The organism is Pseudomonas sp. B20 (assembly GCF_020515755.1).
Classification (GTDB): domain Bacteria; phylum Pseudomonadota; class Gammaproteobacteria; order Pseudomonadales; family Pseudomonadaceae; genus Aquipseudomonas; species Aquipseudomonas syringae.
The window spans coordinates 1-12126 of the sequence record NZ_JAHPJG010000028.1 but is presented as its reverse complement, the minus strand read 5'-3'; the positions used below and the strand labels follow the sequence as shown (position 1 = coordinate 12126).

At 53.6% G+C, this 12126-nt stretch carries 14 protein-coding genes and 1 tRNA gene; 9 read left to right on the top strand and 6 right to left on the bottom strand.

The features are described from left to right. The first annotated feature begins 3 nt into the window (after positions 1-3). The 6 genes from modC to LIX91_RS23010 all read left to right on the top strand — a co-directional run bounded on the left by modC (position 4) and on the right by LIX91_RS23010 (position 3804). A complete protein-coding gene (gene modC, locus LIX91_RS23040; RefSeq protein ID WP_003416950.1) occupies positions 4-1092 on the top strand; it encodes a molybdenum ABC transporter ATP-binding protein in 1089 nt (362 codons plus the stop codon). 89 nt (positions 1093-1181) lie between these two features. Then, entirely contained in the window at positions 1182-2252 is a 1071-nt protein-coding gene (locus LIX91_RS23035) for a DNA topoisomerase IB (RefSeq protein ID WP_226489229.1), read from the top strand. Positions 2253-2419: 167 nt separating this feature from the next. Then, positions 2420-2505: transfer RNA gene (locus LIX91_RS23030), tRNA-Leu, on the top strand. Between the two features lie 223 nt (positions 2506-2728). Continuing rightward, positions 2729-2935 (top strand): hypothetical protein, encoded by a 207-nt coding sequence (locus LIX91_RS23020; protein WP_226489228.1) that lies wholly within the window; start codon positions 2729-2731, stop codon positions 2933-2935. A gap of 210 nt (positions 2936-3145) precedes the next feature. Beyond that, positions 3146-3502, top strand: coding sequence for a hypothetical protein (locus LIX91_RS23015; protein WP_226489227.1), 357 nt, complete (start codon positions 3146-3148; stop codon positions 3500-3502). Further along, a complete protein-coding gene (locus LIX91_RS23010) occupies positions 3493-3804 on the top strand; it encodes a hypothetical protein (RefSeq protein WP_226489226.1) in 312 nt (103 codons plus the stop codon). The genes LIX91_RS23015 and LIX91_RS23010 overlap by 10 nt, the downstream gene beginning before the upstream one ends. 28 nt (positions 3805-3832) lie before the next feature. Here the strand turns inward: LIX91_RS23010 and LIX91_RS23005 are convergent, their stop codons facing one another. Then, on the bottom strand, positions 3833-4150 hold the full coding sequence (locus LIX91_RS23005) for a hypothetical protein (protein WP_103377767.1): 318 nt from the start codon (positions 4148-4150) through the stop codon (positions 3833-3835). A 420-nt stretch (positions 4151-4570) separates the two neighbouring features. Here LIX91_RS23005 and yejK point away from each other — a divergent pair, with 420 nt between their 5' ends. After that, on the top strand, positions 4571-5578 hold the full coding sequence (gene yejK, locus LIX91_RS23000) for a nucleoid-associated protein YejK (protein WP_226489225.1): 1008 nt from the start codon (positions 4571-4573) through the stop codon (positions 5576-5578). Positions 5579-6055: 477 nt separating this feature from the next. On the opposite strand, the gene LIX91_RS22995 is transcribed toward yejK, so the two are convergent. Continuing rightward, positions 6056-6898, bottom strand: coding sequence for a putative phage abortive infection protein (locus LIX91_RS22995; RefSeq protein ID WP_226489224.1), 843 nt, complete (start codon positions 6896-6898; stop codon positions 6056-6058). Between the two features lie 356 nt (positions 6899-7254). Between LIX91_RS22995 and LIX91_RS22990 the strand changes: the two genes are divergently transcribed. Then, the gene (locus LIX91_RS22990) at positions 7255-7443 is read left to right on the top strand and encodes a hypothetical protein (protein WP_226489223.1); all 189 of its coding nucleotides are present in this window, start codon (positions 7255-7257) and stop codon (positions 7441-7443) included. A gap of 213 nt (positions 7444-7656) precedes the next feature. On the opposite strand, the gene LIX91_RS22985 is transcribed toward LIX91_RS22990, so the two are convergent. Together LIX91_RS22985 and LIX91_RS22980 are read right to left on the bottom strand one after the other, a co-directional pair. Next, the gene (locus LIX91_RS22985) at positions 7657-8247 is read right to left on the bottom strand and encodes a hypothetical protein (RefSeq protein ID WP_226489222.1); all 591 of its coding nucleotides are present in this window, start codon (positions 8245-8247) and stop codon (positions 7657-7659) included. 85 nt (positions 8248-8332) lie between these two features. Next, positions 8333-9166, bottom strand: coding sequence for a hypothetical protein (locus LIX91_RS22980; protein WP_052810451.1), 834 nt, complete (start codon positions 9164-9166; stop codon positions 8333-8335). 82 nt (positions 9167-9248) lie between these two features. Here LIX91_RS22980 and LIX91_RS22975 point away from each other — a divergent pair, with 82 nt between their 5' ends. Further along, the gene (locus LIX91_RS22975; RefSeq protein ID WP_226489221.1) at positions 9249-10031 is read left to right on the top strand and encodes a DUF2786 domain-containing protein; all 783 of its coding nucleotides are present in this window, start codon (positions 9249-9251) and stop codon (positions 10029-10031) included. A 192-nt stretch (positions 10032-10223) separates the two neighbouring features. On the opposite strand, the gene LIX91_RS22970 is transcribed toward LIX91_RS22975, so the two are convergent. Next, positions 10224-11297: a PIN domain-containing protein gene (locus tag LIX91_RS22970; RefSeq protein WP_226489220.1), complete on the bottom strand. Its 1074-nt coding sequence runs from the start codon at positions 11295-11297 to the stop codon at positions 10224-10226. Between the two features lie 287 nt (positions 11298-11584). Beyond that, positions 11585-11803, bottom strand: coding sequence for a hypothetical protein (locus LIX91_RS22965; RefSeq protein WP_226489219.1), 219 nt, complete (start codon positions 11801-11803; stop codon positions 11585-11587). Positions 11804-12126: the final 323 nt, after the last annotated feature.

The window sequence follows — 12126 nt, the reverse complement described above, 5'->3', positions numbered from 1 at the left end:
GCCATGGCGTCGCCGATAGAAGTCCGCCTGCAAATGGCCTACCCGGATTTCACCGTCAGTACCGACCTGAGCCTGCCAGGGTCGGGCATTACCGCGCTGTTCGGGCCTTCCGGTTCGGGCAAGACGACCTGCCTGCGCTGTATCGCCGGCCTGGAAAAAGCCGATCAGGGCTTCATCCGCGTTCACGATGAAGTCTGGCAGGACACCGAAAAAGGTATTTTCCTGGCTCCGCACAAGCGGGCGATCGGCTATGTGTTTCAGGAAGCCAGCCTGTTCGCGCATCTGTCGGTGCGGGACAATCTGGAGTTCGGAATGAAACGTATCCCGCGCCACCAGCGGCGCATTCAACTGCCGCAGGCCAGCGAACTGCTCGGCATCGATCATCTTCTGCTGCGCAACCCTGACAAGCTGTCCGGTGGAGAGCGCCAGCGCGTGGGCATCGCCCGCGCCCTGCTGACCAGCCCGCGGCTGATGCTGCTCGATGAGCCGCTGGCGGCGCTGGACACCCGGCGCAAAAGTGAAATCCTGCCGTACCTGGAGCGCCTGCACCGGGAGCTGGACATCCCCATGCTGTACGTCAGCCATGCTCAGGATGAAGTCGCACGCCTGGCAGACCACCTGGTGCTGCTCGACGCAGGCAACGTGCTGGCCAGCGGTCCGATCCAAGAAACCCTGGCGCGGCTGGACCTTCCGCTGGCGATGGGCAGTGATGCGGGGGTGGTCATAGAAGGCACGGTCAGCGCCTATGATCAGCATTACCAGTTGCTCACCGTGACGCTGCCCGACAGCAAACTGAGCATGCGCGTCGCCCACGCGCAGATGCAGGTCGGCACCCTGCTGCGCATCAAGGTCCAGGCCCGTGACGTCAGCCTCAACCTGCAACCCGATTACCAGAGCAGCATCCTCAACCGCTTGCCGGTCACGGTGATCGAGGAAGCGCTGGCCGACAATTCGGCACACGTGCTGGTCAAGCTGGACGCTGGCGGCACGCCGCTGCTCGCGCGCATCACTCGCTATTCCAGCGACCAACTGAACCTGCACAGAGGCCAGTCGCTCTGGGCGCAGATCAAGGCGGTTGCGGTGCTGGCCTGACGTTTCGAAAAAAACCGCCACGCAGCAAATAAACGGCACCACCGTAAAAGGCCGAGGTCAGTGTTTTTAACTGCCTTTGGAACTTAGCCATGCCTGACTCGACTGCCATCAGCCAGCCCGCCAGTGAACTGCATTACGTAGACGACACTCAACCGGGCCTTACACGCAAGGTACTGCGCGGCAAATTCGCGTACTACGACACTCAGGGTCAGCGCATCAAGGACGAGTCGGAGATCAAGCGCATCAACGCTCTGGCAGTGCCGCCCGCCTACACCGAAGTGTGGATTTGCGCCGACCCGTTAGGTCACCTGCAGGCCACCGGACGCGACGCCCGCGGGCGCAAGCAGTATCGCTACCATCCGCGCTGGCGCGAAATACGTGATCAGGACAAATACTCGCGGCTGATCGAGTTCGGCCATGCGCTGCCCAAAGTGCGCAAGCAGATCGAAGCACAGCTCGCCCAGCCGGGCATGGGCCGGGAAAAAGTCATGGCGACGGTCATCTCATTGCTGGACGCGACCTTGATCCGCATCGGTAACAGCCAGTACGCCAAGGAAAACCGCTCTTACGGCCTGACCACCCTGCGCAACAAGCACGTCGAAGTCAAAGGCGGCCAGATCCTCTTCGAATTCCGCGGCAAGAGCGGCGTCGAGCATAAAGTCAGCGTCAAGGATCGGCGTCTGGCCAACGTGATCAAGCGCTGCATGGAGCTGCCCGGACAAAACCTCTTCCAGTACCTGGACGAAGACGGCGTGCGCCACGCGGTGACCTCATCGGATATCAATGCCTACCTGCAAAGCCTCACCGGCTCGGACTTCACCGCCAAGGACTACCGGACCTGGGCGGCCAGCGCGCTGGCATTGGCAACGCTGCAAAAACTGCATTGGGAGCCAGAGGCCGACGCCAAACGGCACATCGTCGACATGGTCAAGGCAGTCTCGAAACAACTGGGCAACACCCCCGCCATCTGCCGAAAATGCTACATCCACCCGGCAGTTCTGGAAGGCTTCCTGCTCGGCAACCTGGCCAAACTCCCCCGCTCCCGACAACGCAAAGGCCTGCGCCTGGAAGAAGTCGCCCTGGCGAGCTATCTGCGAATACTGGCTGACAAGGTCGAGGCTGTGGTTAAGGATGCGGTGGTGAAAGACAGCAAAGCCTGAGCGGCCTGACCACGGCACGTCAGCCTTTGCGCCAATAAAATTTCGTAGCTTCATGATTTGCCAAGCATTTCTGACAGACAAAAAAGCAGCGTCTTGCACCTTTCGAGACGCTTTCAAGCTTGCTTCATGGGGGCCGGGTGTATATATTCCCTGCTCTTGGCGCTACCGCCCCGATGGCGAAATTGGTAGACGCAAGGGACTTAAAATCCCTCGTCCTTTGGACGTGCCGGTTCGACCCCGGCTCGGGGCACCACATATATGAAGGGCTTACCGGGCATTTTGCCGGGTAGGCCCTTTTTGTTTTGGTGCGGAAAAATAGTCGTTTATTAGACTGTCTGGCCTGCAACGACGGCGGTGTCTCCGCACAAAAAACCATCTGATGAATTGTGTGCTGGATCACCAGACGCAGCTTGTCGACGCATTGATCAAGACCTGCGCCCCTGTCGTCGATCGCCTTTATTATCTATGACTAGAGCTTGCGTGATGCCGCCGATTTGGAGCTGCACCGTGCCAATATGGAAAGCTTGCCGCTGCCGCAAAAGCCGGGAGAGCTGCCGGTGCTCAAAAAGGAAAGCCAGCGCAACCGCACCACAAGCCGCTGCGGCGCCCATACCGGTCGAACTTCCCCAAGCCGACGAATCTTGAAGCTAATGTCAGCGCCACCGATCTTCGTGCGCTGGTAAAGGCCAGGCTCCAATCTCGGCCCTCACCGTAAACTGGGGCACGTTGGACGATCTGGTGCACATTCAAGGCGCTGATTTCCAAATGGACGGAGTAACCATCACGCAGGTGGCAGCATGATGACTACCGAACTGAGCACCATCCAGGCCAACAGCGCCAAGTAATCCGAGCTGTCCGAGGCCCTGAATGAGTTCCATCGCAGCGGTGGAACTGTGCGCGACCTTGGATCGTTTCAGGTCGCGCCCCGCCCTCCGCGCAAGGAGCCGCCACCCCGCAAGCCCCGTTACAACGGCGCTGATCACCGGAAGTATGTTGAGGAGGAGGAAGACCTGAAACTGCTTGAGCGCATCAAGGCGATGCGCGATCTGGGCGTCAGCCACTTCCAGGCCGAGAAGCAGACCGGGATCAATCGAACCACCATCAGGCGAATCGTTCAGAAGTACAGCCTGGACTACCCAGCAGCAGCCGGGCGAAATGAAGCGCCTGCAAATGCGCGTTCGCCACGGCAGACGACAGCAACACATTCACTTGCCGCCCAGCGGCTACACGGAGCTGATAAATGGCCCTGACTCAGAAACAGCGGGACGAGAGGACGGCGCTCAAGCGGCAGAAGGCCGGGGAAGAGGAGTTGCGGCTAAGGGTTCGGCCCGGCACGAAACAGGCGCTGAGCGAACTGATGGAGTGGGCGGAGATTGAGGAGCAGGCCGAGGCCATGACCCTGATGATTCACCACCTTCATGCGCTTGGACCGGTTGAAGCGCTGCGGTTTGTTCGGGTTCCGCGCCACGAAATAACAGTTTCGCCAGTTGTGGCGCGGAAGTTGGAGCTGGCTTATCAGCGTAAGGCGCTGCGGATTGAGCGGGACGATTAGCACACCCCTTTATACATCCCGCTTGGCATCAAATCTGGTCAACAGTTATTTCCATTGTTGATCTATACCACCTGCCCTCTCGGATAGCCTTATGCGCCTCTGACAGCGATTCGTTTTTGAGCAATCTATCTTTGATGTCACCCAAAACCGCATCACTGAACTCTTCCACCGTAATTTTGAGGGTGGTCTCATCCATGCGGGATGGCTTTACAGATCCAGGGCGTTCAGCAACTATCAATTTTCGGAACTCTGTAATGCCTGGGTCCTTGATATCACCCTGAATGACGAACACATCACAAATCCAAGCCAAGTTGGCCCGATCTATATCATTTACTGCCAGCTTCATGCACATCTCCTTGATCCGGCTCCATGCCGGTAATCATCTATAGCTCACCCCCGACCTATTTGCCACCACCGTGAGCACTGTGCCAGGTCACCACCTCCCGGCAAGGTAAAAGATGCCCCCAGTAAGGCCGGCAACGAAGATTACTTTCAGCAAGTCGCCAAGCGTCGCGCATCCCGAAAAGTACGCTTCGACCTTCACAGCAGAAAAGAGAATAGCGACAACTAGAGGGACGAACATGATTCGTCGCTGAACCTTAAATCGTTCCTTTTCGGTTCCAATCCACACGTTCCAGAGCTCCTTTGGTCATCCGTCATCACCCACGATAACGCGCGAAGTAGCTCAGGTCATTCTAAGCGCTAATCCCCAATCCAACCATGCACTGAACGCTTCGGCGGGCGGCGCCTACCTGAGGTAAATGAAATGCCTGTACGTCATAGCGTCATCCACAAAATCGACAAGAAGCCTGACGGCAGCCCGGCCGTTCTGTTCCTGGGCGCTGCCGAGCAGGTCGAGAGCCAGGCCCGCGATGACCTGATGAGTCAGCTCAACGAAAGCTACAACGCAACCGCCGGCAAGGGATGGGGGTTCTTCCACCCACAGTCAGGCGCTTTTCCGTTTAGCGGCTGGCTCGGCGATTACCTGGCCGGCGATATCGGCTTCCTGGAATTCAGCGCCAGCGCCGTCGAGCACCTGACCAAGTTGATGGAAGAGTCGAACCTTACCACCGGCGGGCACGCCCTTTTCTGCCACTACCAGCAGGGCCTGACCGACTACTTGGTTATCGCTCTGGTGCAGGAAACCGAAGCGGTGACCATGACCGAAGAGCTGGCACTGATGACGGTGAACTGCCTCGACCTCGACCACATCCGCCTGGCCACGCGCGTCAACGTGAGCGAGTGGCAGAACAACTCTCGGTCGAAACAGTACATCTCGTATCTCAAGGGTAAGCAGGGTCGCCGTATCAATGATTACTTCCGCGACTTCATTGGCTGCCAAGAAGGCATCGACGGCCCAAGCGAAACGCGCACGTTGCTGAAGGCGTTCAGCGATTTTGTCGAGAGCGAGGACATGGCCGACGAGGCCGCTCGCGAGAAGACCAGCACCTTGGTCAGCTACTCCATGGCGCAAGCCAAACTGGGCGAGCCCATTACCCTCGACGAATTATCAGGCCTGATCGACGAAGACCGTCCGAAGAACTTCTACGACTTCATCAAGGCAAAGGACTACGGACTTTCCGAATCCCTGCCGCCAGACAAGAAGACCCTCAACAAATTCCGGCGATTCACCGGCCGGGCCGAGGGCATGTCAATCAGCTTCGAATCTCATCTGCTGGGCGACAAGATCGAGTTCGACGAGGCCGGTGGTACGCTGACGCTGCGCAACCTCCCCACCCAGCTCACTAACCAGCTCAAGCGCGCAGCCGCTTGACCCAGACCTCACCTATTGCGCTGAACGCCTCGGCAAGCGGTGCACTTACACCCAAGGCATCTGGATTACCCGCTCGATAAGTTCAAGCGCCCCCGCTATAAGCAGAGCGGATAGGATTTCGCGAAAAACTTCGATCATGAATTGATGCACGGCACTGTCCTCACTGGTTAGCGTGCAGCTTCGTCCACATTCCTAAGCGCTTCCACTTGGGGTTTTTCCACTTCAACGTCTCACACCACCCAGACAGTACTAAAGCTGCGCTGGGTTGGCGAGAACGTGTAGCGCGAAGAAATTGCGCAGGAGTTTAAGTCGGTGCTGGAAGCTCAGGTGGGTTAAGCGGCGCAGCTGGCGCTGGGTAGATTTTCGGCCTGATGCTTGAGGTTCAGCGCCACGAAATCACAGTGTCGAGCATCGTGGCGCTGCAGCTTCACCAAAAGAGCATGCGGATGATTCAGCAGGACCCGGGGGATGAAATCGTCACGCCGACGCTTTCAAATTATTAATCGCGACCAGAGCCTCCTCATTTTTACCAAAAGCCTTTTCCTCCATTAAAATTACATGACCCAATTCCAATAGCAAGTTGACATCAAGATTATCGAATAGCTCATAAGTATTTGCATACTTCTGAAAACCTCCACCTTTACGACTCAAGCAATTATAATACAAAAATATTAGCTCATAGTCCGACAGAAGCGACCGAGCAACCCGAGCCAAGTGCTTTTCATCTCCATACTCAGCCAACTCAACAAATCTGAAAACGGAGTATAAACTTCTGAAATACAACCCCAAATCACCTTGATGAGATTGTAAAACCACCTCGTACGCCATCACTGCCCGTAAGCTTTCGCTGCGCCCCTCTTCATAGTTTGCAATGTATTCACGACCTAATTTTTTATACCAATCCCTAAAACAGTCTCGCCCTTCAATAGTGTACTGACGGTCACGATTATTTACGTGCAGATCGAATCCTTGAATGACTTGCTGCTGCAGCGTCAACATACTATAAAACTGCGACTCGGTTTGCTGCTTAGCATTTTGCAGCTGACTGTCAGCCAAATCCTTCCTCTGAAGCAGCAAAGTAATTAACACGCCAGAAAACGCCAGCCCTGAGAATAGAGCGTTTAGAACCCCAAATGCATCACCAAACACGCCCGAGCGAACGCCGGTTAAGTTACCGCCACTATCAATTGATGTTTCGTACCCCGAATACAAAAAAACGTAGTAGGCGGTATACACAGCAATCACAAACAGAACAGCGAGCCCCCCTAAAACTATAGGTTTCCAAGATTTACTTTGTTTACTCATATAAAGCGCTCTCATTGACACGGCTCCTTGCCGGTCACCCGTAATACCGCATCCCTAACCAATTTGCCACCACCGGAAACGGAGGGCGGCGCATGCATGGAGTAACGCCATGAGCCAGTTCTACCTGCAGGACAGCCGAAGCTACGTTGGCGACGGCCTGACGTTCTGGGCGCTGGGCGCTGGGCGGCGGTTACACGACCAGCCTGGATAAGGCCGAGCTGTTTACACTGGAGCAGGCCACAGCGAAAAGGGACACAGACATCCCGTGGCCAAAATCCTATATCGACGAGCGCGCGCATCTGGGCGTCGACCATCAGTACATCAGCAATACCGACTTGGCAGCACAGCCGACTGAGGGATGCCAGTGCGTTTTGCAGATCCAGCAGCAATGGAACGGCAACGACATTTTCTTTGCCAAGTGGCCCATCGGCGGCACTGACCGGCTTGAGCGCGCGCACCGAGTGACCCTCGAAGCGGCTATCGCTATCGGCGACGATGAGCTGACCATCTGGCCGCTGGACTACATCGTCGCGCGCGCCCGGCGCCTGATGCATCGGTAAGACGTAGACCTCAAACAGGCTCTGCGCGGGACCGGCATCACACCGCCCAAGCCACGCCGCGTACGCAAACAGGTATTTAACTATCAAGGCTGCGGACGCTTCATTGCAGTCAGCGAATGCTATTTGTCCGATTTCCAAAATTGCGGCGCGGACAACCACCCTTAACACCCACCCTCATCTATTGCGCTGAACTCCACGAATAGACTTTGAGTTTCAAACTGCGCGCTGTGACTTCAAGTTCAAAACGGCTCTGCCGATAGTCAACGCTGCTGAATGAATCATATTGTGCGCAATATTTTTCGATGCGCTATCAAGATACTGATAAGTTAATTTTTCTTGCTGCAGAGCGACTTCTAAATTACTGCGCACAATCATAACCTGGTCAAAAATTGAGACATTTGGAAGGCTGATTAAGTCGATACTTAGAAACGCTTGGTAGCTGGCCTGGACATAGGCTACATCCTCGGCGCTTCTTGAGTTCGGCGATGTTTTTTCATAGAGCCTTTTGACGGCATGGCCAGCACGTTCTGATAAAGCAATTATAGCCTCAAGAACTACCCGGTCTCGCTCAAGCTTGTCCGTCAACGCTTCTCTGGACTGCCTGCTTGCGATAGAGATTGCCGCCAGTATCGCTGCCACGGAGCCTACCGCTTGAACCCACGCCGCCATTTCTGGCGTTGCTCCTTTCATGGCCAGAATCAATCCTAAAAACGCTAGAAAAAAAACACTGCAGATCACTGTGCATATCCAGAGCGTTTTTAGGACAATTTTTGAGAAGCGATTAAGTATTTCCTTGGCTGTCACGTGCAAGCTTCCATTCTGAATAAACGCACACCGATACCCCACTTCAACGACTCACGCCACCCCGGCGAGCAACTCGCATGTCACCCTAGCCGACCGAGCCATTTAATAATCTCTGCATAATAGCGCTATTTATCAGATCTTTTCTATAGGGCATCAAATCATCTTTGCTTGCACTTCCAAATAAGCCGTGATCCATCATACCTCCAAAAATGAAGATTTTCTGCGGCAACGAAAAAATCATCACATAAAAAACAAGCAGTTTTTCATCTGAGGACATCTGTGCAAAAACAGCTCGCATTGCAAAATCTAGGTCATCTTTTCCTGCTTTACTAGCGAGCACATATTCAATCACGAACAGTACTGACTCAATATAGTTAGCCACACCTGACCAATACTTTCCTTTCCATGCCGAATATTTCGGCATTAATCGCTCATACATTTCTTCTCCAACCCCACGTTCTGCGAGGTAAAGATAATCTTCCTGCAACCTATTCAACGCATATCCAACTGCACGGTGACCGTCATACTCGGTCGAAGCCTCAAAAAGTTCTGTTCGCACAAATTTAACTGAAGATACTGAGGTATGCATTAATGAAAGAAGTTGAAAAAGTCGGGAATCAAACGCTGAAGCTTCGTGCCGTTTTTCAGCTTTGTTACTTTCAGCTTGCTGCGCGCGCAACGTAATCATCAGCCCAGTAAGAGCAAAAAAAGACAAAATCGGATTCAAGACCCCTCCAAAATAGTCACCGAACTGCCCCCATATCTCTTGAGAGGTCGAAACATTGAAAGGAAAATTTAAACAGTAAAACGTCAATACTGCAACTACTACAACAGCCGCAAGCACTATAGCCGAATATATCAACCAGTTTATCTTTAATTCATTAGCCAGCCGAGATAGCCTAGCACTAAAAATCATCATATGAGTTCCCTGCCTGATACTTCCGTTAATACACAACCCAAGTATGACGACTCATAAAAATCCGATCAAGTGGAGAACAACCATGTCCGATAAAACAATTGACCCGAAAAAGCTTGAGCGTGCAATCCGCAAGATCAAGCATTGCCTGGCGCTTTCGCAAAGCTCGAACGAGAACGAAGCGGCCACAGCAATGCGCCAGGCGCAGGCGCTGATGCGTGAATACCACCTCAGCGAAACGGACGTAAAGGTCAGCGACGTTGGCGAGGCCGAATCCTCGATGTCGCGAGCTGCACGTCGCCCATTATGGGATCAACAACTGAGCGCGGTTGTGGCCAAGGTGTTCAACGTCAAGGCCCTGCGTTACACCCATTGGTGCGAGACCAAAAAGAATCGCGTCGAGCGTGCAAAGTTTGTGGGGGTGAGCCCTGCCCAGCATATCGCTCTCTACGCCTACGAAACTCTTCTTGCGAAGCTGACACAGGCTCGTAACGCATACGTTTCCGGGGTACGTGCCGGCAAGTTCCGGAGCAGCTATTCCGCCCCTACTGCCGGCGATCACTTCGCCATAGCCTGGGTGTTCGCGGTTGAGAGCAAGTTGCAAGAGCTTGTGCCACGTGGTGAAGACCCGACAACGCCAGAACACCAAGGCGCAGGACAGGGGCTGGTAGCAGTAGAAGCCCAGCACCAAGCGCTGATCGATAGCTACCTCGCAGACAAGCAGATCGGCAAAGCCAGGAAGGTCAGAGAGGCAGAGCTCGACCTCAACGCCCAGATCTCCGGGATGCTGGCCGGCACCAAGGTCGACTTGCATGCAGGCTTGGCCAATGGCGCCGAGCATGCGGCCGCCCTATCTGCCAGCGCCTGACCCGAGACTACCCATCACGCAATTCACGGCGCGCCTCGACAGGCTGACGCCCATTCGGAGCCATTACATGATCAACCTCTTCTGGCGACTGCTCGCCAAGCTACTCGCGCGCCCGGCAATCGCTGCCTGGCTCATCAACCGCGCCCAGCGCACCCCTTACACGAGGGATTCAACCGAAATGCGCAGTCTTGATCAGTCGCCATTAATATCCAGGTATTGAACAGTTTCATTATAGGGCGCTGAAAGACTAACGAATGTGGGGGACTCATAATCGAATAACTCAACCGAATCTATCAGCTTATCTTGGTAACAAAGAGTCACCCGCATAGTGGCCTCCCCGCCCTGTGTTCGCTCGAAAATATTCTCTAACACGAATGGATACCTATCGTCCTCATGATCAAACGGACTACGGTCATAGTCTTTCTCAGACTCAGTGACGGTTGCTTTAAACGAGAACTTAAGTTCATATGCGCACTGTTCGCCATCTACGGATATCAAACTACTATCTACTAACTCCACGTCGAAAATCTCAATATCTTGTATATCGCCAGAGCGCTGAAATTCATAATCCAGCTCACGAATAGCTTCCCCGGCGATTTCAGTAAGAGTGCTCGCAAACTTCTGCAAAGCTTTGGCAGCGAATTCTGCTGGTTCAATAGATACGCTTTTATTAACAGTATCGATGTACTCATCAATGGAATCATTACAGATGAGCTGTGAATGTTGCTCCGCGAAGCGAGCCATGTCACTATCACTTGATATTACATGAATCTGATACCCTCTAGCTTCTGCTAGATCTAAAAGTGCTTTTAGCACAAACGCGTCGGCAAATTCTTTTTCCTTATCGCCCGCAGCAAAAGGTGCAAGCACAGAAAAGTACCGCTCAAATACGTAGCTCGGTGCAACCCCATCAACTGAAACTATTTCTACGTTTTCTGAACTCAGAAAAAGCGCAAAGTCGGCTTCAATTTTCGCTTGAATATCGGGCACAGATAGCTTTTCAAATATTGCGTGTATACGCTCATTTGGGACATTTCGGAAAATCATAGCACTTTTTTTGATCTTGTTTATTTGCGCAGCCGAATACTTCACATTCTTAGCTATATGCGAGACGACCTCACGCTTTGTTATTTCGGTAATTAAAAGATGAACCTCAGCATCGTCTATTAGCTTCTTTAACGAACCCAGACTGTGTTCTAAGAACTGAAAGTTCTTTCCCTCGTAGATATTAGTATCAAGAAATACCAGCCTGGATTTTAGCTCCATACAGCCTCCTATTCGGTCCTTCGACCATAGTACACACAAAAAACGAAGTCCTGCTCTGCGCTTTTTTCACAACAACCCGAAGGCATCCACATCAAACATGCGCAATGCGCGAAGGAACACAGATGAGCAATCACTCAATACCGGATCGGCTCCGATCCCAGTTCAGCCGCATCGAGGACAAAGTTCAAAAGCTCGACCCGTGCGGAGTTTTCAATCAGGTGCGAGCCGTAAGGCAGGCTTACTTCGACCAGGTGCGCGCTTGATGACGGAAGACTCCGTCAACGACGTCAGCCTATGCTAAGCAACCGCGCTGTCGGTTTTTCATCAGCTTTCCGGTAGAGATATTGACGCCATTCCATAAAGGCGCTCTGCTGACGCGAGCATGCATCCCTCCACTGCTCACCACCAACCTGCCCCACATGCAGGGCCATCATTATTTCAGTGGCCTTGTCGAGCTCGCCCACCAAATCATGTGCGTTGGTTGTATCGAAATAATTGGTGTTCATAAAGATCCATTTTAATTATTGGCTATCAATCGACTAGCCATCTCATTGATCGTGCTCGGGCTCTGACGAGCGGTAGAAATACAAAAGCCAGCTCGAAACGTTAAGCACGTCCACTCTCCCACCAAAACATTTACAGCCTGCGGGTAATCGGCGGGCGGAGACCTGTCATGTCCGAAAGAATCCCCTGCGTCGAATACGACGCCGCAGCCATTCGTTGCAATAGCGGTTTCCCGGTTCTGCACTCTATCTGCCATAGCGGTCCTGCCGGCTGCTATTTCTGCGGCGCGCCAGGAACCATGCCCATGTGTTGGACTGCCCCCAGA

Excerpts from the sequence above, each read along its gene's own strand:
- modC (WP_003416950.1), top strand. The coding sequence starts at position 4 with ATGGCGTCGCCGATAGAAGTCCGCCTGCAAATGGCCTACCCGGATTTC.
- LIX91_RS23035 (WP_226489229.1), top strand. The coding sequence starts at position 1,182 with ATGCCTGACTCGACTGCCATCAGCCAGCCCGCCAGTGAACTGCATTAC.
- LIX91_RS23010 (WP_226489226.1), top strand. The coding sequence starts at position 3,493 with ATGGCCCTGACTCAGAAACAGCGGGACGAGAGGACGGCGCTCAAGCGG.
- LIX91_RS23005 (WP_103377767.1), bottom strand. The coding sequence starts at position 4,150 with ATGAAGCTGGCAGTAAATGATATAGATCGGGCCAACTTGGCTTGGATT.
- yejK (WP_226489225.1), top strand. The coding sequence starts at position 4,571 with ATGCCTGTACGTCATAGCGTCATCCACAAAATCGACAAGAAGCCTGAC.
- LIX91_RS22995 (WP_226489224.1), bottom strand. The coding sequence starts at position 6,898 with ATGAGAGCGCTTTATATGAGTAAACAAAGTAAATCTTGGAAACCTATA.
- LIX91_RS22980 (WP_052810451.1), bottom strand. The coding sequence starts at position 9,166 with ATGATGATTTTTAGTGCTAGGCTATCTCGGCTGGCTAATGAATTAAAG.
- LIX91_RS22975 (WP_226489221.1), top strand. The coding sequence starts at position 9,249 with ATGTCCGATAAAACAATTGACCCGAAAAAGCTTGAGCGTGCAATCCGC.
- LIX91_RS22970 (WP_226489220.1), bottom strand. The coding sequence starts at position 11,297 with ATGGAGCTAAAATCCAGGCTGGTATTTCTTGATACTAATATCTACGAG.
- LIX91_RS22965 (WP_226489219.1), bottom strand. The coding sequence starts at position 11,803 with ATGAACACCAATTATTTCGATACAACCAACGCACATGATTTGGTGGGC.